At 64.3% G+C, this 22,427-nt stretch carries 17 protein-coding genes and 1 tRNA gene; 10 read left to right on the top strand and 8 right to left on the bottom strand.

Features of this window, described 5'->3' with window-relative positions; translation table 11 throughout:
• Positions 1-201: 201 nt before the first annotated feature.
• The gene (locus tag ABFD92_03060) at positions 202-1,002 is read right to left on the bottom strand and encodes a HEAT repeat domain-containing protein (GenBank protein MEN6503495.1); all 801 of its coding nucleotides are present in this window, start codon (positions 1,000-1,002) and stop codon (positions 202-204) included.
• Complete coding sequence (gene murI / locus ABFD92_03055) at positions 999-1,847, bottom strand: glutamate racemase (GenBank protein MEN6503494.1); 849 nt, start codon at positions 1,845-1,847, stop codon at positions 999-1,001. Before murI ends, ABFD92_03060 begins: the two co-directional genes overlap by 4 nt.
• A 322-nt stretch (positions 1,848-2,169) precedes the next feature.
• Here murI and ABFD92_03050 point away from each other — a divergent pair, with 322 nt between their 5' ends.
• From ABFD92_03050 to ABFD92_03040, 3 genes are all read left to right on the top strand, one after another.
• Positions 2,170-2,673 (top strand): sigma-70 family RNA polymerase sigma factor, encoded by a 504-nt coding sequence (locus tag ABFD92_03050; protein MEN6503493.1) that lies wholly within the window; start codon positions 2,170-2,172, stop codon positions 2,671-2,673.
• A 534-nt stretch (positions 2,674-3,207) separates the two neighbouring features.
• Entirely contained in the window at positions 3,208-5,088 is a 1,881-nt protein-coding gene (locus tag ABFD92_03045; GenBank protein ID MEN6503492.1) for a von Willebrand factor type A domain-containing protein, read from the top strand.
• A gap of 308 nt (positions 5,089-5,396) precedes the next feature.
• Positions 5,397-5,681, top strand: a complete 285-nt coding sequence (locus ABFD92_03040; protein MEN6503491.1) for a hypothetical protein — start codon at positions 5,397-5,399, stop codon at positions 5,679-5,681.
• 3 nt (positions 5,682-5,684) lie between these two features.
• Here ABFD92_03040 and ABFD92_03035 read toward each other — a convergent pair whose 3' ends face one another.
• Positions 5,685-7,583: a KamA family radical SAM protein gene (locus ABFD92_03035; protein ID MEN6503490.1), complete on the bottom strand. Its 1,899-nt coding sequence runs from the start codon at positions 7,581-7,583 to the stop codon at positions 5,685-5,687.
• A gap of 330 nt (positions 7,584-7,913) precedes the next feature.
• On the opposite strand from ABFD92_03035, the gene ABFD92_03030 reads away from it, so the two are divergent.
• The 6 genes from ABFD92_03030 to ABFD92_03005 all read left to right on the top strand — a co-directional run bounded on the left by ABFD92_03030 (position 7,914) and on the right by ABFD92_03005 (position 13,798).
• Positions 7,914-9,809 carry a chloride channel protein gene (locus tag ABFD92_03030; protein MEN6503489.1) on the top strand — a complete coding sequence of 632 codons (1,896 nt, stop codon included), beginning with the start codon at positions 7,914-7,916 and terminating at the stop codon, positions 9,807-9,809.
• 339 nt (positions 9,810-10,148) lie between these two features.
• Positions 10,149-11,084: a sigma-70 family RNA polymerase sigma factor gene (locus tag ABFD92_03025; protein MEN6503488.1), complete on the top strand. Its 936-nt coding sequence runs from the start codon at positions 10,149-10,151 to the stop codon at positions 11,082-11,084.
• Between the two features lie 137 nt (positions 11,085-11,221).
• A tRNA-Val gene (locus ABFD92_03020) sits at positions 11,222-11,295 on the top strand.
• Positions 11,296-11,761: 466 nt separating this feature from the next.
• Positions 11,762-12,124, top strand: a complete 363-nt coding sequence (locus ABFD92_03015; GenBank protein ID MEN6503487.1) for a NifB/NifX family molybdenum-iron cluster-binding protein — start codon at positions 11,762-11,764, stop codon at positions 12,122-12,124.
• A 5-nt stretch (positions 12,125-12,129) separates the two neighbouring features.
• Complete coding sequence (locus ABFD92_03010) at positions 12,130-13,347, top strand: iron-sulfur cluster carrier protein MrpORP (protein ID MEN6503486.1); 1,218 nt, start codon at positions 12,130-12,132, stop codon at positions 13,345-13,347.
• Positions 13,331-13,798, top strand: coding sequence for a PaaI family thioesterase (locus ABFD92_03005; protein MEN6503485.1), 468 nt, complete (start codon positions 13,331-13,333; stop codon positions 13,796-13,798). The genes ABFD92_03010 and ABFD92_03005 overlap by 17 nt, the downstream gene beginning before the upstream one ends.
• A 13-nt stretch (positions 13,799-13,811) precedes the next feature.
• Here the strand turns inward: ABFD92_03005 and ABFD92_03000 are convergent, their stop codons facing one another.
• The 5 genes from ABFD92_03000 to ABFD92_02980 form a co-directional block, all read right to left on the bottom strand.
• Positions 13,812-14,945: a uroporphyrinogen decarboxylase family protein gene (locus tag ABFD92_03000; GenBank protein ID MEN6503484.1), complete on the bottom strand. Its 1,134-nt coding sequence runs from the start codon at positions 14,943-14,945 to the stop codon at positions 13,812-13,814.
• A 2-nt stretch (positions 14,946-14,947) separates the two neighbouring features.
• Positions 14,948-16,564 (bottom strand): glycoside hydrolase family 43 protein, encoded by a 1,617-nt coding sequence (locus ABFD92_02995; GenBank protein MEN6503483.1) that lies wholly within the window; start codon positions 16,562-16,564, stop codon positions 14,948-14,950.
• A 201-nt stretch (positions 16,565-16,765) separates the two neighbouring features.
• A complete protein-coding gene (gene fucI / locus ABFD92_02990) occupies positions 16,766-18,628 on the bottom strand; it encodes an L-fucose isomerase (GenBank protein MEN6503482.1) in 1,863 nt (620 codons plus the stop codon).
• A 42-nt stretch (positions 18,629-18,670) separates the two neighbouring features.
• Positions 18,671-20,137, bottom strand: coding sequence for an FGGY-family carbohydrate kinase (locus ABFD92_02985; GenBank protein MEN6503481.1), 1,467 nt, complete (start codon positions 20,135-20,137; stop codon positions 18,671-18,673).
• Between the two features lie 81 nt (positions 20,138-20,218).
• Entirely contained in the window at positions 20,219-20,896 is a 678-nt protein-coding gene (locus ABFD92_02980; GenBank protein ID MEN6503480.1) for an endonuclease III domain-containing protein, read from the bottom strand.
• A 228-nt stretch (positions 20,897-21,124) separates the two neighbouring features.
• Here ABFD92_02980 and ABFD92_02975 point away from each other — a divergent pair, with 228 nt between their 5' ends.
• On the top strand, positions 21,125-22,342 hold the full coding sequence (locus ABFD92_02975) for an MFS transporter (GenBank protein MEN6503479.1): 1,218 nt from the start codon (positions 21,125-21,127) through the stop codon (positions 22,340-22,342).
• Positions 22,343-22,427 lie beyond the last annotated feature (85 nt).

Here is a 22,427-nt window from a genome sequence, read left to right as displayed (position 1 = left end):
CAGAACCCGGCCTGGGAAAGTGTACTTAAGTGCTTATGAAATAATAACGTATATCAAATAGTGAGGTCTGGGAAATGCTGAAAACAGACAAGAAAGAACAACAAGCGGACAACGGTGGAGTTCCGGCGATTAGACCTCGTTGCGACCGAACCGGCGTCTCTTCCCGGTTCCCCGTTCCCAACTCCCGGTTCCCATTCCCGGCTAATACACCCGCCTGGACGCCGGGCGGGTCGCCGGGCGCGTGGCGGGGGGAGGGGGCAGGGGAGTCACGTCGGTGGGGGGCAGTTCTTCTTCGCTGCTGAACATCCCTGCCGCATCGTACCAGGGGCGAGGTTTTTCGGGCGGTTGGAGAACGACGAAGTTCTCCAGCCCGCGCCAGCCCGCCGGCTCGGGGCCCATATCCACTCCGCCGGTGATGTTGGTCAGCGACTTTCGGGCGCGGTGGCTGACGGCCGCGTCTTCGTCGCCCAGGCATTGGATCAGCGCCAGCATCGAGGTCTTGGTGAAGTAGCTGCCCAGGGCCGCGGCACAGGCGCCGCGGACGTCGGGATCTTCGTCGGCCTTGAGGGCGTGGGTTCGCAGGGGCTTCTCGGCGTCGGGCCAGGCCAGTTGCCCCAGGGCGATGGCGGCGTCCCAACGCACGGCGATGGAGGAGTCTTCCATCGCCTTGATCATGTCGGGTGCATACTTGGGATCGGCGGCCTTGCCCAACGCCCGCACGGCGGCGCAGCGAACGGTCGGGTTAGGGTGTACCCGCAAAATCGTGGCGTAGCCCTTGAGGTGGGGCTCCTGCAGTCCCCAGTCGTGGCGGGCCAACTCGGCGATGCCCTGGCGGGCGCGGTCCGGGTCGTCGGGGTCGAACGCCATGGCGACGGCCTCGGTCGGGCTGGGACGCTTCATCTTCTTGATCATGTCGTCCAGCGACATGGGCTTGTTGTCGCCCTTGCATCCGCCCATCAGGAACGTCGCGGCCAGCACCAGGATGACAGCCAGGTATTTCATGTGCGGCCGAGCGGTCCTTTTTCGAGTTCGTCGGGGCTGACCTGCTCGACGCCTTCGATCGGTCGACCGGCGAAGGAGCCCGCCAGGACGGCAAAACGCGGGGCGTTGTCGGTGGTGAAGCACCGCAGCGTTCCGGCGGAACTTTCGGAAAGCATGCCCATCGCCGCCAGCGTCTCCCGCACGCGGACGGCGGTGGCGCGGGCCGAATTGACGATCGCCACTTGCGGACCCATCAGCTTGGCTATAGCGCCCGACAGCAGCGGGTAATGCGTGCAGCCGAGGATCAGGGCGGCCGGTCGGATGCGCTGCAGGTCGCGGAGGTAGTCGGCCAGCACGTGCAGGACGATGGGGTCGTCTTCGCTGCGCCCTTCCTCGACGATAGGCACCAGCAGCGGGCAGGGGCGCGAGTGAACCTCGCGGGTGGGGTCCACCGCCGCGATCGCGCGCACATACGCGCCGGAGGCGATGGTGGCCTCGGTGCCGATGACGCCGATGGCGCCGGTGCAGGCCGCACACGCCGCCGCCGCGCCGGGGCGAACCACATCCACCACCGGAACGGGGCAGGTACTCTCGAGCAGGTCGATAGCGGCAGCCGAGGCGGTGTTGCACGCCACGACGATCATCTTGGGCGCAAAGCCCATCAGAAACGCCGCGTCTTCGCGCGCGAACCGCCGGACGGTCTCGAGCGACTTGATGCCATACGGAACGCGGGCGGTGTCGCCCAGGTAAACGATAGACTCGCCCGGCAAGGCCGCGGCCAGCTCGCGCACGACCGTCAAGCCGCCCAGGCCGCTGTCAAAGACCCCGATCGGGGCGCCGCGTGTTGGGAAGGATACATCGGACACGCAATGAGGGTAACGCCCTCGTGATCGCAAATCAAGGATGGCGTTTGAAGGGGCGTGACGTGGGAAATCCTAAATCCTAAGTACGAAATTCTAAACAAATTGAAAAAAGCAAATAGACAAATTCATAACAGACCGGACTGGGCGTACCGCGCGTGTCTGCCGCGCGGTGTCGTGTTTTGGACCTTTGAGTTTTGAGCTTTGGTTTTATTTAGAATTTAGAGCTTAGGATTTAGGATTTGGTCCCCCGGGAGGATTCCGGATTTGTTCTAATAAACCCCCGGCAGCGGCGTCCTATCTATGACTGCCAACGCGGAAGGCGCTGATGAACGACAAAGATCTTGCACGTGCTGAACTGATCCGCCGGGCCCTGGAGCGGTACGAAAGGCCGCTGGTGCGTTATGCCCAGCGCATCACCGGCGACCTTGACCGGGCCCGCGATGTCGTTCAGGAAACCTTCCTCAAGCTCTGGCAGGGCCGCGCACCGGACGAGGCGGCCTTGGCGACGTGGCTGTTTACCGTCTGCCGCAACGCGGCGCTGAGCGTCAGACGCAAGGAGAAACGCATGAGTCATCTGGAAACCAATGCTGATTTCAGCCCGGGCGAATCGCCCGGCCCGGCAGCCGCGGTGCAGCAGCAGGAAGATCTCGGCCGAGCCTCGGCGGCGATGGCCACGCTGCCGGCTCGCCAGCAGGAGATATTGCGTCTGAAGTTCCAGGAAGGCTTCAGCTACAAGCAGATCGCCGAGATCACGAGCCTGTCGGCGTCCAACGTGGGCTTCCTGATTCACACGGGCATCAAACGCATCCAGGAAATCATGCAGGCGTGAAACACGGGTGCCACGCACAACTCCGTTGTGCGTGTCCCTGACGCCGGGGCAATAGCAGGGATGAATGGGATGAACGCGGACAAAGAAAACGAACATGTGCCGGCGGGTGCCACGCACAACTCCGTTGTGCGTGTCCTCGGCGGCCGCCCGGGCCTCGAAGAGGCCCCAGGGTTTAGCCGGAGGCGTAAGCCTCCGGAAGAAGTCTCTTCCGATTGCCCGCCTCGCAGAGGCGGAAGGTTTTACGGATGTTGCAGCGTCAACAACCTGCCGCCTCTGCGAGGCGGTGTGTTCTCAAGAACCGGTTCCGGAGGCTTACGCCTCCGGCTAAATCCTGGCGTCCCTGCGGGATGCAGAGTCGCCATCGAGCCCGCCCAGCGGGCGATTGAACCGTGTCGCGGACATCTTGTCCGCGCGTACCGCGGGCGTCTCGCCCGCGGCGAACGCACACTCATGCCTGTGCGAGGGCGAGACGCCCTCGCCACGCGCGGACGAGAAGTCCGCGACACGGTCGACTCACGGCCGTAGGAGATAACCATGATGAATATCGATGATCCCAAACTGACCGCATACGCCCTGGGCGAGCTTGACGAGCACGAGGCCGCCCGGATCGAGTCGCAGCTAAAAGACGACCCCGCCGCCGCGGCGGCTGTCGAAAGCATTCGCGCCCTGGCAGGGCAACTGACGGCCGAGTTGGCGGGCGAGAAGGGCGACGGGCTGACATCGCAGCACGTGGCCACGATTGACAAGAGGGCCTCGCCGTTTATTTCGCGACGGTGGCGCCTCTTCAAGATCTTTGCCGCATGCGGCACAGCAGCCGCGGCAGCGGCGATGATTCTCGTGTTCGTGTGGGTAGCCAGCACTCACAGAAAAGTGGAACCAAACGTTGTGGCGGCGTACAGCAGTTACCTCGCCCAGGGTCTAATGGCGAAGCGGAACGAACGATATGACGGTAGTAACTTGGGACTCGTGGGGGACATCCGCGCCGCCACGCAGCCGTGGAACCGCGAGGCGTACGATCAGATCGTTGAGAATCCATTCACGAAGGTGATGGATCATCCGCTGAGCACGTTCTCGATCGATGTCGACACGGCCAGCTATGCCAACTTGCGGCGGATGCTCAATGCCGGGCAGTTGCCGCCCAAGGCCGCGGTGCGCATCGAGGAGATGGTCAACTACTTCGACTACTCCTACGCCGGGCCCAAGGACGACGTGCCGTTTGCGGCTGTGATGGATATCACCTCCTGCCCGTGGGCGCCCAAGCACCGCCTGGCTCGCGTCGCGATCAAGGCCAAGGAAATCAAGGCGGCCGAGCGGCCGGCGGGGAACTTCGTCTTCCTGCTGGATGTCTCGGGCTCGATGAACGAGCCCAACAAGCTGCCGCTGGTGAAGGCTTCCATGCAGATGCTCGTGCGCGAGCTCAACAAGCAGGACCGTATCGCGATGGTCGTCTACGCCGGGGCCAGCGGGCTGGTGCTCGACTCGACGCCGTGCGACCGCAAGGAAGACATCCTGGCGGCCATCGAGCGGCTGTCGGCTGGCGGGAGCACCAACGGCGGGGCGGGGATCGAGCTGGCGTACAAGGTGGCGGCCGCGAATTTCATCAAGGGCGGGATCAACCGCGTGATTCTCTGCACCGACGGCGACTTCAACGTCGGCACGACCGACCAGGGCAGCCTGACGGACCTGATCACCGCCAAGGCCAAGACCGGCGTGTTCCTGAGCGTGCTGGGCTTCGGCATGGGCAACCTGCAGGACTCGACGCTGGAGAAGCTGGCTGACAAGGGCAACGGCAACTACGGGTACATCGACACGCTGAGCGAGGCCCGCAAGCTGTTCGTCAAGCAGATCGGCGGCACGCTGGTGACGGTGGCCAAGGATGTGAAGATCCAGGTCGAGTTCAACCCGGCCAAGGTCGCGGGCTATCGGCTGATCGGCTACGAGAACCGGATGCTCCGCAAGGAAGACTTCAACGATGACAAAAAAGACGCCGGCGAAATCGGCGCCGGGCATACGGTGACGGCGCTGTACGAGCTGATCCCGGCAGGGGATCAGGTGCCGGCCTCGAACGTGGACGATCTCAAGTACAGCCGCCCGGCCCAGGTCACCGAGGCGGCCGCCAGCGGCGAGACGCTGACGCTCAAGCTTCGGTACAAAGCCCCCGACGGCGATACGAGCAAGCTGCTGAGCTTCGCGATCAAGGATGAAGGCAAGGACTTCCCCAAGGCCGACGCCGACATGCAGTTTGCGGCCGCGGTCGCGTCGTTCGGAATGCTTCTGCGCGACTCGCAGTACAAAGGCGCGTACACGCTCGATGCGGTGCTGGAGTTGGCCCGGGCCGTCAAGGGTCCCGACGCCGAAGGATATCGCGCCGAGTTCATCAAGCTGGTGGAGATGGCCAAGTCGCTGAAGAAGTGATTGGCAGAAGGGTGGCATGGCGACACGCGCAGCGGGTCGCCATGGGGAAGAACATGTCGTGTCGCGGGCGTCTCGCCCGCGCGTGGCGAAGGCATCTTAGCCCTCGCCTGGCGGTGTTTCGTCATCCTCCGCGGGCGGGACGCCCGCGGCACGCGCGGACAAGATGTCCGCGACACGATAGGAGCATGGGCGAGACGCCCATGCTACAAAGCGGGAGCATGGGCGAGACGCCCATGCCACTCACGGGCAAGATGCCCGTGCTACGGGGGGGCGCGGCGGCACGTAGAATGCATTGAGGGAGGTGTGTGATGGAATCGAGCACCAAGTATCCGTGGCCGAACGCTCTTCGGCTGGCTCTGGCACTGGGGATCGTCTGGGGCGGGGCGATGTTCGTCACTGGCGCAGTGGCGACGTACACCACGACCTATGCTCATGAGATGGTCAAGGTTTTCGCCAGCATCTACTGGTGGTTCGGGTCCAGTTGGCCCGGCGCGTTCTGGGGCCTGCTCTGGGGCTTTGTCGACGCGTTTGTGGGCACGCTCGTCGTCGTGGCGGTCTACAACATCCTGGGCGGCAGGCGAAGAACAGCGTAGACGTCAGAAGTAATACCAGATGCTGTCGTAGTCGCCGGGGTCTTCGCCGATGGCCTTCAGCCGGCGCAGGTAGTCGAGGATCGGCATGTCCTTCAGGACGTACTCGTTGCACTCGACGATGTTCTTTTCCCACGGGTGCATCTCGTAGACGCGCGACCCGTCAGGCAGGACCGTCAGCAGATCGTGATGCTGGGTCGCCCGCAGATAGTTCTTGCCCAGGCCCGGAAGGTTGATCACCGGTTCATCAGTGCGGCAGAGGCCCGGCAGCAGACGCGCCTCTTCTTTGCGCTCCTGCAGGAGGCGCGCCAGCGGCAGGCGATAGCTGAACGTCTCGGGCTTGGCCTTGGGGGCGAAGGTGTAGTACGGGTCGATCCCGATGCGGCGAAGCATCAGTCGCAGCAGCGCCGTCTCGAATCGGCGCGACACGTAGAACGTGAAGACCTGCTGGTTGTACACGCCCAGGCCCGCGCGTTTGAGGCGGTTGACGGCCGCGGCGAGGTCCGGCGTGATCTCGTAAGGGTGTTCGACGTGCGTCATGAGCGCCACGTCGCGAGCGCCCTGGCGGCGGAAGCTTCCGAGCATGTCGGCCAGGTTGTCGGTGATGCGCATGGGCATGGTGACCGGGACGCGCGAGCCGATGCGGATCATGTCGACGCTGTCGAGCGCGGCGACTTTCTCCAGGATCCAGCGGAGGCGTTCATCGGGCATGGCCAGCGGGTCGCCGCCGGTGATAAGCACCTCTCGGATGGCGGGATGTTGCCCGATCCAGTCGATCGCCGCGTTGAGGGTGGCTTCGTCGGCCAGGGCGCCGGGCGCCATGGCGGGCTTGAGTTCCCAGTTGCGCTGGCAGTAGACGCACAATTGCGGGCAGGTGTTGTAAGGCTTGAGGATGGCGATGGCGGGGTATCGCCGCGTGACCAGGTCGATGGGGGAGGTGTCGGTCTCGCGCATGAAGTCGCACGCCTCGCGCACGTCGTCGCCGCGCCGCTGCATTTCCTCGATGTAGTCCAGCGGCGGCAGGACCTGGGCGCGCAGGGCCCGGTCGGCCCCGGGCGTTTCGTCGATCAGCGAGGCATAGTACGGCGTGACGGCGAAGGGGATGGCGGCCTCATGGGCGGCGGTGGCGGCGGCGTGCTCCTGCGCCGTCAGGGGTACGGTGGCGGCCAGGAGGGAGACGTTGTCGATGACGCGGGCGGTCTGCCATTTCCAGTCGTGCCAGTCGCTTTCGGTGCCACCGAGAGCCTTGAGGATGTCGCGACGGCGCTGCTCTCTGCGCCCGATGGCGTCGGGGGTCAGTCCGTGGGCGTACCGCGCCATCTTCGTCTCGACGACCGACCATATTCCGTCGAGCTGGTCGCTGCGTTCGAGGGCGGCTTGGCGCCCCTGGTGCTGCGAGGGTTCGTGCGATTCGACGAGGAACCGGAAGGGCGCGCGACACTCCAGCCCGCGGACGAGGTGGATCATCTCGGCGAAAAAGCCTTCCTCGAGGTCCGGCCGGGGCCTGTCGGCCGCCACGTCCCACAAGGCGCCGGCGAGGCTGAACCCGCCGCGCTGCTCGGCGCGCTCGGTGAGCATGTCCGACAGAGCCCTCGCGCAGTCGCGCGAGCGGATCAGTTCATGCGAGGCCGCCCCGCGAGAAGCCGAGGCGCACTCATTGTAAATGCGGGCGATGTTGGCCGAGATCATCTCGCGCGCCGCGGCGATGTTCTCTGCCGCCGCGGCGCCGCGGAGCAGCCCGGACGCCTCGCGCGCCAGAGCGTCCTGCGTGGCCGCCTCGTCGGCGGTCGGGTCAAGGCGCATGGGGCGGCGGATTCCGGACGCATCATTGCGACCGACGAAATCATCATTCTCGTTATTCAGGTCGCGCGGTTGCGGCGCATGGGCCGTGGGAAAAATAGACATAAGGTTCTCCGAAAAATAGGAGGTCAGAGGGTGGTGGCCCGACCACCCAGGAAGCCTGCGACCGCCCGCGCGGCCGCACCCTTACGTGATTGAATGAACGCCGTTCTTGCCCCCCGGGAAATCCATTGCTCCCGGTATGTGTTAAAGTATAATCGCTTCGCCAAGGTGGATCAAGGGCGATCTGAGGACAAACCCGCACTGCCTTTCTGTGCCGCCACAAGTATTGTTTACCACGGCACTTGAGAAGCGAGCGGGCCGGTTCGCCACGGCCGGGACCAGCGCTGGATCCGCATCGGCGGCGCCCCGGCAAGACGAGCCGGAGCCGGAGAGATGATTAAATACCTGAGACGACTGGATATGTGGCCTGCCCAGCGCGGGCATTTTCGGACCGTGGCCAGGCTCGTGCTGCTGGCGGGGATGGTCGGCGTTGTGGCGGGTCTGGGGGCGGTGGCGTTTCAGTATCTCTCGCACCTCGTGATGCGGTATGGACTGGAACTGCTCGCCGGCTATCAGCCCTCGGGTCCGTCGGGGGAGTGGAGCCTGTTCCACAGCGTCACGCCGATGTTCGGCGGGTTTGTGCCCTGGATGATCCTGGCGGTGATCACGCTGGGCGGGCTGATCTCGGGGTTGATCGTCTACAAGATCGCCCCCGAGGCGGAAGGGCACGGCACTGACGCGGCGATCAAGGCCTACCACAAGAACCGGGGCATCATCCGTCCGGTGGTTCCGGTGGTGAAGATCATCTGCTCGGCTATCACGCTGGGCACCGGCGGGTCGGGCGGGCGGGAAGGCCCCATCGCCCAGATCGGCGCGGGATTCGGTTCGCTGCTGGGGACGCTGCTCAAGCTCTCCGAATCGGAGCGGCGCATGCTCCTGGCGGCGGGGCTGGGGGCCGGAATCGCCGCGATCTTCAAGGCCCCGCTGGCCGGGGCGATCTTCGCCATCGAGGTGCTGTACCGCGAGGAAGATTTCGAAGCCGAGGCCCTGATTCCGGCATTCATCTCTTGCACGGTGGCGTACTGCGTCTTTGCCATGGTCTCGCTGTACGGCTTCGGCGTGGGGACGGGGTTCGAGCCGCTATTGTCGGTTCAGCCGGGGCTGGCGTTCAATAACCCGCTGCTGCTGGGTCCGCTGACGATCCTGGCCGCGGGGATGGTGGTGGCCTCGCTGGTGTATGTGCGGTTCTTCTACGCGGCGCAGGGGATGTTCCATCGTTTCAAGGTGCCGGCGCATTTCCGCCCGGCCATCGGCGCCGCGGCCACCGGGCTCTTCGCCCTGGGCATCTTTTACGCCTTGTCGGGACTGGGCAGCGAAGTGCAGAACGACTCGCTCAACGTGCTGTCGTTCGGATATGGGATCCTGCAGAAGTTGCTGGCCGGGCAGTTCCAGTACGGGTTCACCGCGGCGCTGCTGGTGCTGGGGGCGATCGGGCTGGGCAAGATCGTGACGACCTCGCTGACGATCGGCTCGGGCGGCTCGGGCGGCATCTTCGGGCCCAGCATGGTCATCGGCGGAACGCTCGGCGCCGCGGTGGGCCTGGTGCTCCAGCACTGGATGCCCACCGTCGTCACCCGCATCGACGTGTTCGTGATCCTGGGAATGGCGGGGTTCTTCTCCGCCGCGGCCAAAGTGCCCGTCAGCACGATCATCATGGTCTCGGAATTGACCGGCGGGTACGAACTGCTGCTGCCGGCGATGTGGGTCTCGGCCTTGGCGTACCTGCTCAGCCGCGGATGGTCGATCTACCGCGAGCAGGTGCCCTCGCGTCTTCAGTCGCCCGCCCACCGCGGCGACTTCGTGATCGGCGTCCTCAAGGGCGTATCCGTGGGGGACATCTGGAAGCCCGCCGCGAGCGCCGTCATGACGTTCGGCATGGCCACGCCGCTGGCCAAGGTCATGGAGGCGATCCCCGTCACCACCCAGAGCGTCTTTCCGGTGGTGGACGAAGCCGGCAACTATTGCGGCCTTTTCAGCCTCAACCAGATGCGGCGCGTCATCTACGAACGGGAGTTCGGCAAATTCGCCATCGTCAGCGACATCGTCAATGAGGTGGAGCCTCTGCGGCTGGATGTCGACCTGTCGACGGCTATGACAGACTTCGCCCGCCTGGAGTTTGAAGAGCTTCCGGTGGTGAACTCCGGTTCCGGCAGGGAGGTGCTGGGGCTGCTGCGCCGCCAGGATGTGATAGCGGCATACAATCGCCGCCTGGCGTTGGCTTCGGAATAGTGGACAACGAAAGTCCGATTTAACCAAACTGTCCACCCAACATTTCCTGAAACTTTTCGCATATTTTTCAGTGAGCGAGCATAGCTGCCCAGGGAGTTATGTCAGCCGGGTCAACGTGGACTAAACCAGTCTACATTCAAAGGTTACGGGATATGCCTTATGGGCTTCTTCCCCGCCTGGGCGCTGGTGTATGGGCTTTGGGGGAAAATCTGAAGGAAACTTCATGGCCGCCGGGCCATCCGCCTTTAGGACCAAAAACGTACCATTAGTGTGAGGCCGAAAGACAAGCCAAGGAGTCCAAGGCCACTCGCTAAGGAATGATTCAGGAAAGGTAAAGACATGACCACCCTTGAGAAGTTGACCGAAAATCAAACGGACCGTGCCCGGGAGCAGCTTGACGGCCTGACCGCCGAGCAGCGACGGGTTTATGAACGTATCCCTGACGCGATCGACTATGTCGAGAGCTCTGAGTTTGACAAGAGCGACGCCGAAGAGCGGTTCTTCGGCCCTGACAGCGAGATCCCCGTGCCGGCATGGACGCACTTTCCCGAAGTGCATGAGGATGCGGTGGCCACCCGCCAGCGGCGCGTGGCGCTCAAGCCCGGGCAGGAGACGCACCTGTTCCTGCGGTACAACTACGCTCGCCGGCGCCTGGCCGAGCTGATCGCCCAGCAGAAGAAGCGCTCGAGCCTGTCGCGGGCGGCGGAGATGAGCGAATGGTTCACCCGGGTGATGAAGTGCCGCTCGGCCCTGGTGCGGGCGAACATGGCGTTGGTGCTGGCGATGGCCAAGCGCACGCGCATCCCCAACGTGGACTTCGGTGAGATCGTCTCCGAGGGCAACATGGCGCTGCTGCGCAGCATCGAGAAGTTCAACGCCTCGATGGGCTTCAAGTTCTCGACCTACGCCTGCCGGGCGATCCTCAAGAGCTTCAACAGGCTCGCCACAAAGACCGGGCGCTACCGCAGCCATTTCCCCGTCGAGTACGACCCGGAGATGGAGCGCAGCGACTTCGACGAGAAGCGCCACGAGATCCAGCGCGACAGTTCCGTCGACGCCCTGAAGGAGATCCTCGCCCAGAATCGGGCGCACCTGACGGATGTCGAGCGCAAGATCGTCCAGGCGCGATTCGCCCTGGGAACCGTCGAGAAGAAGCGCACGCTGGCCGAGGTCGGAAAGCTCGTCGGCCTGACCAACGAACGGGTTCGCCAACTGCAGAACTCGGCGTTGGCCAAGATCCGGGCCGCCCTCGACAGCGAGTACCTGCACGTCTAGCACAAGCATGAGTGCGCGGACCCCCGCCGGGGCGCACGGAGGGAGCGCCCCGGCGGGTCCTTTGCAGTCATTGCATATCGTTTCCTCGTTGCGATTCAGGCCTCAGTGCCTATAATCTGCCTGTCGCAATGCATCGCGGGCGTTTAGCTCAGTTGGTTAGAGCGCCTCCCTTACAAGGAGGAGGCCGCTGGTTCGAATCCAGCAACGCCCACTGCCGCCGCGGGCGCAGAGCAGGTGAGCAAGGGGCGGAGCACTCGCCCGTTGTTCTGCGGTTCTACTGCACCGCGAGCGCGGAGACCCCGACACATCTCACTGACTTGTCGTGGAGGTCGTATCACGAACTGAGCGTCGCCCAGACGTATTTCTTCCGGAACCGGGAGCACTATCGCACACTGGCGGATTGTCTCCCTGCGCGGCTGATCATGTCATGGGAACCCGGGGAAGAAGGATGCCGGTGTAATCGTGCATTATGCGTTCATGCGCGGTCGAGACCATGATATTATGCCCGACAGCATGCACGATTACGCGAGGCACTTTTCGTCGCCCGCTTCCTTGGGGACTGCAATAGATGGGGTTTGCCCCTCTTGTGATCGCGAACTTCGTGATGGCATGGCGGTTGCTGGTATCAGGGCATGCGGTCAACCGATGGCCGTCATAGCACGCAAGGAAGACTCCATATGAAGATCGCAGTGACTGCACAGGGGCGGGACCTCGATGCGCCTCTTGACCCGAGATTCGGGCGGGCCAAGTTCTTTATCATTGCCGATACCGAAACCGGCGACTTCAACGCCGCCGACAACGAGCAAAACCTCAACGCCGCACAGGGGGCGGGCATTCAGGCAGGACGGAATGTCGTCCAACTGGGCGTCGAGGCCGTCATCACCGGGCACGTCGGGCCCAAGGCCTTCGTCACCCTCCAGGCCGGCGGGGTGACAATCTACACCGGCGCCGCCGGCAGCGTGCGCGAGGCCCTCGAGCAATTCAAGGCCGGTAAACTCAAGCCCTCCAACGACGCGGACGTCGAAGGGCATTGGGTGTAGCCGATATGAGCCAGCACTCTTCAGAAGCATGTAGTGTCGATGAGTCCCAGCGCCAACTGGACGAACTGACGCTTCAAACGCGCATGGAACGCATCGGCTGCAAGATCCTCGTCCTGTCGGGCAAGGGCGGCGTGGGCAAGAGCACGGTTGCGGCCAACCTGGCCGTCTCGTTGGCGTCCGCGGGCAAGAAGGTCGGCCTGCTGGACGTGGACCTGCATGGCCCGAGCATCATGACAATCCTTGGCCTCGGCGGCCAACGCCTTGTCGGCGACGATGCCGGCGGCGTCTCGCCTATCCGGATCAGCGAGAATCTTTCGGTCGTCTCGGTGGGCCTGCTGCTTGACAGCCCCGCCGACGCGGTGATCTGGCGCGGGCCCATGAAGTACAACGTCATCCGGCAGTTCCTCAAGGACGTCGAATGGGGACCGCTGGACTGCCTGGTGATCGACTCCCCGCCGGGCACCGGTGACGAACCCCTTGCCGTGGCGCAGATGGTGGGCAAAGGCGCCTGGGCCGTCGTCGTCACCACGCCGCAGGAGGTGGCCGTCGCCGACGTCCGCCGCAGCGTCTCATTCTGCAAAACCCTCGACCTCCGTATTGCCGGGATCATCGAGAACATGAGCGGCCTGGCGTGCCCGCACTGCAGCAAGCAGATCGACCTGTTCAAGAGCGGCGGCGGCGAACGACTTGCCGCCGAGATGGGCGTTCCATTCCTTGGGCGTGTTCCCTTCGACCCCCAGATCGTCGCCTCCGGGGACAGCGGCAAACCGTTCGTTCAGGCATTTGCGGACAGCCAGGCAGCCAAGGCCTTCGCCGTGATCATCGGACCGATCCTGAACCTTACCCCCACCCACGATATGCCTTGCCCGCATAAGGAGAGCGTTATGAAGATTGCCATTCCCATGGCCGACGGCAAACTGTGCATGCACTTCGGACATTGCGAGCAGTTCGCCATCGTGCAAGTCGATGACGCCGCCAAGGCTGTCATTGCCACGGACTATCTGACGCCGCCGCCCCACGAGCCCGGCGTGCTGCCGCGATGGTTGCACGAGCAAGGGGTCAACGTCATTATCGCCGGCGGCATGGGCCAAAGGGCCCAGGACCTGTTCGCACAGAACGGAATCGCCGTGGTCGTCGGCGCTGCGCCTGAGGGAATCGAGGATACGGTCGCGGCATACCTCTCGGGCACGCTGAAAGCCGGTCCTAATGCCTGCGACCACTGAACCGCGCCAGGATGTTCTCGAACGAACGCGCGATGCGATGCATCCCCTGTGCATCGTCTGCGGCCGCGAGATCGGCGGCGGGCTGAACCTGCGTTTCTCGCTGCGCGACGACGGCAGCGTCGAAGCGAGTTTTCAGTGCCGCCAGCGCCTTCAAGGCTACCCGGACACGATGCATGGCGGCGTGACGGCGGCGCTTCTGGATGGGGCAATGACCAACTGCCTGTTCGCCCACGGCATCGCGGCGGTGACGGCCGAGATGACCGTGCGATTCAGACATCCCATCGAGCTGCACGATTCGCTGACCGTCAGCGCCCGCATAGCACGCTCGCAGTCCCCGCTGCATGTGATCGAGGCCCGGATCGTCCAGAGGGAGCAAGTAAAAGCCACCGCCGCCGGGAAGTTCATGGAACGTCCCGAAAGCCACGGAGTGCCTCAAGGAGTCAGCCGATGACTCAGCCGATGACTCAGCCGTGCCTGGCGCCCCAAGGCCACGGGCGTGGCTTGGCGGCGGCGGTGGGGCGGGGGGTGTTGGGGTCGTAGGTGCGGCAGAAGTCGTAGGCGGCTTCGACGTTGGCGGCGGGTACTTCCGGGCCGATCACGTTGCTGGAGAACAGCAGCAGGCCTCTACCGCCGCGCGTGTAGTCCAGCACATACTCGAGTTCCTCGCGTACGTCGGCTGGCGTGCCCCAGGGCAGCGTGCGGGAGATGTTCATGCCGGTCATGTACAGGAACTCCTGCCCCTGCAGGCTGCGGCGGTTTGAGAAGGCAAACGGGTCCACGCCGTACTCGTACTGGAAGCCCTGGAAGCCCGAGAACCCGGCTGCGATGATGTCGTCGATGATCGGCATGACGTTGCCGTCGCAGTGGTAGATCACGCGGATGCCGGCCTCGACCAGCGGGGCGATGGCGTACTTGCACAGCGGCCAGTAGCGCTGGCGCAGGAAGGCCGGGCTGACCATCGTGCCGGTGTTGATGCACATATCGTGGCCGGTGAAGAGGATCGGCGGCAGGTCCAGGTCGCGGTAGACGTCGACGAGGATCGAGTTGGTCGAGCGGGCGTCGATGGCGCTTTCCCAGTAGATCCGCTCGACGGCGTCGGGGTACATCGCGCAGGCGGCCAGATATGCCTCGTAGCCGTAGCTGCAGTACATCATGAAGTTGGGCACCACGTGCCAGAACGTGGGGATCAGTTCCATGCCGTCGAAGCTTTTGCGCTGCTCGCCGATCCAGTTGGCGTAATCGGCCCGCATCTTGGGGCGGTCGACCTTGGCCAGGAACTCCTGCTCCGACGCCGGGGCCTGCTCGGCTCGCTTGACGAGGTCTTCCGGCGTGAACTGGGAGAACTTGGCCTCCTCGACCTGCCCGTTCCGCACCTGGTCAGCCACGCTGGGCACGATCAGCCCGCCCACCAGCGCGTCGGCGCCGAGATTCCTGTACGCGCGGATCGTCATCGCCTGCGCGTCGGCCAGGAACGCCTCGACGCTCACGCCGGCGAACTCGGCTAGCACGCCGGCGCTGAGCATCCACCCGCCGACGGTTGGAATGCGGTCCACTTCCTGCCCCAGCACCTGCCGCTTGATTCGCTCTTTGGATGTCATGATTATCGCTCGTCGTCGGGAAGGGGGATGTAGTCGAACCAGTCGAATGCTGCCGTAGCGGTGCAGGGTTTGCCCCAGCCGGTGGCGTAGAGTGCGATCATCACGCCGGTGAACCCGCCGGCGGCCTCGCTGGTGAGGTAGGCGGTTGAGGCCTTGCCGAGGGGAATCACTCCTTTGCCGTCTTCGGGGTGGCATGGCGACACGCGAAGCGGGTCGCCATGGGCTGCGAACGAATACGTGTCGCGCGTGGCCTCGATGGACAATTCCACAGGCCCATCCGGCAGCGGCTGACAGGCCGTCTCTTGAAAAATGTCGCCGATGCGCTGGCGGACGATCGCGCAGCGTTTGCCGCCGCGCATCGTCACCGCCAGATCGTAATGATGGCGGTCGTTCATCCGCACGGAGACACCCGCTTCTTCATTTTCAGCCGCGGGAACAAAGTCCAGCAGTGCGGCCGCGCGGCAGTTGAAGTGCTGCTGGCGGCGGCAGATCAGGGTGGGGGAGTCTTCCGCGTCCGGCGTGACGGCCGAGCCCTTGAGCGTGAGCCACCCCGGGCGCTGCGTGAGCGAGTAATTCTCGATCACCGGATTTCGCAGCCAGTTCCATGACATGGCGTATTGCGGCGAGTCGAAATCGTCGCGCGTCGGCGTCGGCGGGAATGGATGCGCCGGTAAAGCGGCGGGGACATCCATCTGCAATTCAATCGGACGCCCGGCGTTTATCACAGGCCAACCGAGGTCCGTCGGCCGGGTCACTTCAGTGACCCCGGAATCCCCGTTGGTCCACGTCACCGGCGCCAGAAACGTCTCGCGCCCCAGGTGGTGCCGCGTCGGATACATGAACAGCGAATGTCGCGTGCCCAGGAAGACCATCCACCAGTTGCCGCGATGGTCCTGCACCAGATCGCTATGGCCGATGCTGTGAATGCGCGACGGCAGCGAGCGATGCGTGAGGATCGGGTTATGCGGGCAGGACTCGAATGGCCCGTACGGGCTCTCGCTTCGGGCGATGGTGATCATGTGGCACAGTTCCGTGCCGCCCTCGGCGATCAGCAGATACCACCACCGCCCGATGTGGTAGAGGTGCGGCCCTTCCGCGTGCTGGCCGCCCGTGCCGGACCAGATGAACCGCATCGGCTCGAGCAACTTGCCCGAGGCGGCGTCAATGCGGGCAACGCCGATCCCCTTGCCCCCGCGGCCGTCGTCGCACCAGTTGCCGGTGATGTAGCACGTGCCGTCGCCGTCGAACGTCAGCGAAGGATCGATCCCCGGCGAGTCCACCGCAACCGGCGCCGACCAAGGCCCGGCCGGGTCGGTAGCCGTCACCAGGAAGTTGCCGCCGAAGGAGACATTGGTGGTAATCATGTAGAAGCGGCCGGCATGGTACCGCAGCGTCGGGGCGAAGATCCCGCAGGAGATCGGGCTCTTGTCCAGCGGCAATTGTGCGGGCCGGTTCAGCACGTACCCGATCTGCCGCCAGTTGTACAAATCGCGGCTATGAAAGATCGGCACGCCGGGGAAGTACTCGAATGAACTGGTGACGAGGTAGTAATCCTCGCCCACGCGGCAGATGCTCGGGTCGGGATAGAAGCCGGGGATGATCGGGTTGGTGTAGTTCATAGGGTGACCAATTTCCCATTTCCAATTTACAATTTCCAATTGAAAAGCAATTCAAAAACATCGCAGGCCCAGGGCTGGCGTCTTTGTTGTTTAATGTTGTTAAATTGGAAATGCCAAATTGGAAATTGGAAATCCGTCCGCGCAAGAAAAGAGCCCGGGAAGCATCGCTGCTCCCGGGCCCTTTGTGTTACGGATGCACTATCAGGCGTAAAGCGCGCCGAGGTATTCGCAGGCGCGGTAGTCGTCGCCGCCGAAGCGGTCCCACATCGTCGGGCGGAAGATCTCGCATTTGCAGACGTTGTGCATGTCCACCGGGATGCGCAGCATCGCGTTGAACGTGATCATGTCCGCGCCGATGAGGCCGAAGCTGTTGGCGTCGTGGTTGGGTCCGATGCGGCTCATGTACTCGAAGCTGCTCATGCCGCGGGGCATCCAGTAGCTCTCGGGCCAGGTCTTGTCCGTCACGCGGCTGATGTGGTCGCCCACCGCGACGGGCAGTTCGACCGTCTCGCCCTCGACGATCGAGCAGGTCAGCATGTCGCCGACTGCGTTGTAGCGGTAGGCCGTCATCGGCACGCCGCCGGGGGTGCGGTAGTGGCTCGACAGGCCGTCGCCGGGGAAGTACGTCAGGCCGGCACCCATGTACGTCGTGGCGTCCATCGCGGCCTTCATCAGCTTGTTATGGACGGCCGGGTTAGAGCGGATGGCGTCCCAGGCGTCGGCGGCCGACATCTTCTTCCAGTTCTTGCCCGCGAGTTCCAGGGCGTTGACGGCGTAGTCCAGCGCGCCGGCGCCGCTGTTGCGCTTGTCGATGATGCCCTGCGGGCAGATCTTGGTGACGTCCTTGCCGGTGGCGGCCTTGATGCTCTCGGGCGTCCAGTTGGTGCGGATGTCGGCGAAGAGCTGCGGCATGCCGCCGGTCAGCAGGTGCGCCGCGAGCATTCCGATGGCGTTCTTGGAATCGTTCTCGGTGGCCACGATGAACGGCGTGCGCGGGCCTTCCCAGCCGAACGAGCTGCACAGCAGGCTCTCGGCGACGTCGAAGTTGGGGTACAGGTCCGTCCACTGGCGCTGCCCCTGCGTGCCCGAGGCGATGGCGTTGGCGCCCTGGGCCAACTCGACGTTGTCGACGAAGCCCTGGGCCTTGGCGACCTTCGAGTCGGCCAGGCGCGGGTTGCCGATCATCAAGTCGCGCACGATCAGCGTCATCTTCATCACGTCTTCGATGAGCTTCTCGGGCGGTTGCGGGCGCTTGCCCGGGCCGAAGTCCATCTTGAACTTCTTGAAGAACTTGATCGACTCGGCCAGCTCTTCGTGATCGAACAGGCCCTTGTCCATGCGGCCGCGGAGGGCGACCATGTCCACCGACACCGAACCCATGCCCAGGTACTGTTCCATCATGTTGCGGCGAACGTCCGAGCCGATGATGCCCATCGACACCGAACCGATCGACAGGTAGTTCTTGCCGCGCATGTACATCACCGCCGCGGCGCAGCGGGCGAACCGCACCAGGCGCTCGGTCACGAAGTCGTTGATGCCCTTGGTCTCGTCTTCCAGGTCCGGCGAGTAGATGCAGAAGATCGGGCGCTTCTTCTCGTCCATGGCGGCCGTGAAGGCCTTGAGCCACACCGCGCCGGGGCGGTCGGTCTGGTTGAGTCCGTAGGCGGCCTGGATCCACTCGGTGGAGCCCACGCCGGCCGCGGCGCTCATCAACTCGTCCGAGTACGACCACGAGCGGCTGATCCAGATGTTGGCGCCGACGTTCTGCTCGGCGTAGTACTTCTGGGCGATGGCGCCAGTGCGGGGTCCGTAGACGATTTCCGGCGCGACGACCACGCGCACGGGGCGCCCGTCGGGCAGCTTGACCTTGCTGGTGATCAGGTCGTAGACGCGCTGGGTCATCGCCCAGGTGCGGTCGACGTTGTCTTCGTAGGCGCCGACGCGGCCGTCGGCCACGGGCGTCAGGGCGATCGTCGGCGTCGGGCCCACGAGCGTGCTGTCGAAAGTCTCAAACTTTCGTTTGGTGGCGGAAAGCTTCTCAAAGTTCGGTGCGTTGCTTGCCATGCTCTCTCCTTCTGCGTCTGGGTTAGTTTTTCCGGTGCGGTGTTATTTGCCCGCCTGCAACTGGGCATACTGTGCCAGCCTGGCTTGCCAATGCTGACGATTTTCAGGCATGAATGTCGACATCTCGAACGAAGCGCGGGCGATCTTGCGGATGTCACCCTTGGTCTTGATGATGCCCAGCGCCAGCGCCTGCCCCAGGCCGTTGCCCACGGCTGTACACTCGTCGACGCCGGCGTACACCGTCATGTTGCACGCGTCGGCGGTGAGCTGGCAGAGCAGCTTGTTCTTGATCCCGCCGCCGACCATGTACAGCGCGCTGGGGCGCTTGCCCGTCAGGGTGGCGATGGCGTCGATGGAGCGGGCGTACTCGGCCGCCAGGCTCTCCAGCGCCGAACGCACCAGGTGGCCGCGGTCCAGATGGGCGCCGCCGGCCAGGAGTTTGCGCAGAGCGTCTTCCATGTCGGCCGGGGCCATCAGGGTGGGATGGTTCACGTCGAACAGGGGAACCTCGCTGACCGCTGCGGCCTCGGCGACCATGCGGTTGAAGTCCCACGGGTCTTCGCTGCTGTGCCACTTGCGGCGCAGCTCCTGAACGACCCACAGGCCCGGGATGTTCTTGCACGTGAACCAGTCGCCGATGGTGCATTCGCACGAGTAGCCCATTCTCAAGGCCTCGGGCGTGGCGACGGGGTGCTTGACCAGCGTGCCGGTGATGCTCCACGTGCCGCAGGACAGGAACGCCCAGTCGCTGCCGCGGGCGGGAACCGCCGCCACGGCCGCGGCTGTATCGTGACCGGCCGTGGCGATGACCGGCACCGGCCCGGTCAGGCCGGCGGCCTGGACGATTTCCGGCAGCAGGTCGCCCAGCACCAGCGGCGGGCGCACGAGCTGGGGGAACATCTTGCGGCGGAGCTTGAACCGCTTGACGACTTCACTGGAGAGCTTGCGGTTGGTGCCGATCAGGCACGAGGTCTGCGCCAGCGACAGTTCGGCCACTTTCTTGCCGCAGAGGAAATAGCGGAACAAGTCGGCCATCCAGAGCATCGTGTCGGCGGCCTTGAGCAGCGGGCTGTTGTCGCGCTGCATCGCCAGGAGCTGGAAGAGCGAGCCGATGCTCCAGGGCTCCATCGCGGTGGCCGCGAAGACTTCGTCGCGCGACATGATCGGGTCGCTGTAAGCGTGAATGTTCTCGGTGCGGGCGTCGCGGTAATGGACGGGGTTGCTCAGGAGCTTGCCGTCGGCCGCCAGGAGGCCGAAGTCCACGCCCCAGGTGTCGACGCCGATGCCGGCCAGCTTGATCCCGCGCTTGGCGACTACTTTGAGCGTCTCGATGACTTCGCCGAAGAGATAGGGCAGGTCCCAGTACATCGTGCCGCCCATCTTGACCGGGCGGTTCTCGAAGCGGTGGATTTCCTGCAGGTGCAGGACGCCGTCTTCAAGAGTGACAAGTTCACCCCGGCCGCTCGATGCGCCGAAGTCGATCGCCAGGAAATGATATTGTTCACCCATCATTGTTCCTTCCGCCATTGGCAAAGAGAAAAATCTACTCACTTGGTCCTGAGGATGCAAGTGGTAGCCCCGACATCGCCGTCATCGTCGCGGTTGCCTGTGTTCGTCGTGGGCGAATCGCTGCAGCGGACAGCCGCGGCAGAGGGCCTTGGGGCGACAGTGGTATTTGCCCACGGCTACGAATTGCGCATGAAAGTCATTCCACAATGCCGCGTCGGCCGGCAGGGCGGTCTCGATCTTCTTCTTGATCGTCGTGTAGTCGTACCGGCGCCTCGCCATCCCGTGGCGAAGCAGGATCCGGTGCGTGTACGCGTCGACGACGAAGCTGGGCCGACCGGCCGCATATAAGATGATGCTGTCAGCCGTCTCGGGACCGACGCCGTTAACGCTCAGGAGGTCCTCGCGCAGTTCGTGAACGTCGCGGTCGAGGAAGCGGCCCAGGTCGCCGCCGGAGTGCTCGACCACGCGGGCGGTGAAGTTCTTCAGCCGCCGCGCCTTGATGTTGAAGTACCCCGCCGGGCGGGTCAATTCGGCCAGCGCGGTCGGCGGCATCGCGTGCAGCACGCCCACGTCGAGCGCGCCGGCGGCCTTGAGGTTGCCGATGGCCCGTTCGACATTGCCCCAGTTGGTGTTCTGGGTGAGGATCGCCCCGACGCAGATCTCCAGCGGCGTATCCCCCGGCCACCAGTCCTGGTGGCCGAACCGCCGCCGCATCGCGGCGTACATGGCCATGAGCGTTCGCGTGGGGTTCCTCATCATTGCATAGTAACCCGCATGTGGGGATCGGGGAAGTTACGTCCACGAACCTGTCCGCCGTAGCCTTGGCGAAGGCGGATGTCACGAATGACACGAATGGGGAAAGATGTTGGGTGGCATGGCGACACGCGTTTTTGTTTCATGCGGGTCGCCATGGGTCGAGCAGCGCCCCGCCGCTAACAAAACGAGTGCATGTTCATTACGGTCATGGTTGTTATCATGTCCGCTCGAATGAGTGAAAGATTACAGCACGAGCGTCCGGGTCTGGCGGGCTTCCCGCCCGGCGTGGCGGCGTGCTTTGTCTGGGTGTACGTTGCAGAGTTTCTGCCGGTGGGCGTGGTGGCGCCGTACCTGCAGGTCTTCCTCAAGAACGCAGGGTTCTCCAAGGAGAACATCGGCCTCATCCAGGGGGCTCTGGGCATGACGACCATGCTGGCCCCGCCGCTGTGGGGCTACTTCTCCGACCGCCTCGGTCGCCCGCGCCTGGCGCTGAGCGTGGCGGTCCTGGCGTCGATCCCCGCCTTCGGCCTGGTCTGGTTGGCGGGCGGGTCGCTCTGGGCGGTAATGGCCGCCATTGTGGTCTACGGGCTCTTCCGCGAACCGATCATCGCCCTGACTGACGGCCTGACGCTGCGGTACATCCACCTGCGCGGCGGCGACTACGGATTCGTCCGCTCGTTCGGGTCGCTGGCGTTCATCGTCGCCGTCGGGGCGATGGAACTGCTGGGCGTCAGCCGCCCCGGCGACGTGCGACCGCTGATCGCCGCGGCGTTCATGATCGGCCTGGCACACCAGGCCCTGAGCCTGTTGTCCCTGCCGCCCGTGCATGCCGGCGGCGCGTCGATTCGCTACCGACCCGATCTGCGAGTGTTGCTGCAGCGCGGGTTCGTGCTGCTGACGCTGGCGGCAGTGCTCAGCCGCGTGGCCATGATGAGCTACTACTACTTCTTCACGCTGTTCGTGAAGGAGTCGCTGCACTTCCCGCACGCGGGGTGGCTCTGGGCCATCGGGCCGGTGAGCGAAATCCCGATGATCTTCTTCAGCGGCAGACTGATGAAGCGTTTCGGCGTGCGAGGCCTGTTCGCCCTGAGCCTGGTCGGCACGATCGTGCGGCTTCTGGGGTACGGAGCGGCCACGGCCTGGTGGCAGATCATCCCGCTGCAACTGCTGCACTCGCTGTCGTTCGGGGCGTTCTTCACCGCCTCGGTGACCTACGTCAGCCGCCTGGTGGCTCCGGAGATGAAGACCAGCGCCCAGACGGTTTTCGCGGGAATCGCTTACGGCGTGGGCTCGCTCATCGGCGGCGCCCTGGGCGGCGCGGTGGTCCAAGCATGGGGATACGCGGGTTTGTACCGCACCTTCGCCGGCGTCGCCGCGCTGGGATTGGTCGTGCTGCTGTTCGTTCCTCGCGCGCCGGTTGGGAACGAGAACGCCTCACCGCAAGCGTAGTGCCGCGCTTTGTTGCGTACTCGTCGTCGTCCTCGTCCTCGTCGTCGGTTTCTTCCTCTTTCCCCCCACGGTATAATGATTGTTT

The sequence above is a fragment of the Planctomycetaceae bacterium genome, assembly GCA_039680605.1.
GTDB lineage: Bacteria > Planctomycetota > Phycisphaerae > SM23-33 > SM23-33 > JAJFUU01.
This window is presented reverse-complemented; position numbering and strand designations above follow the sequence as displayed.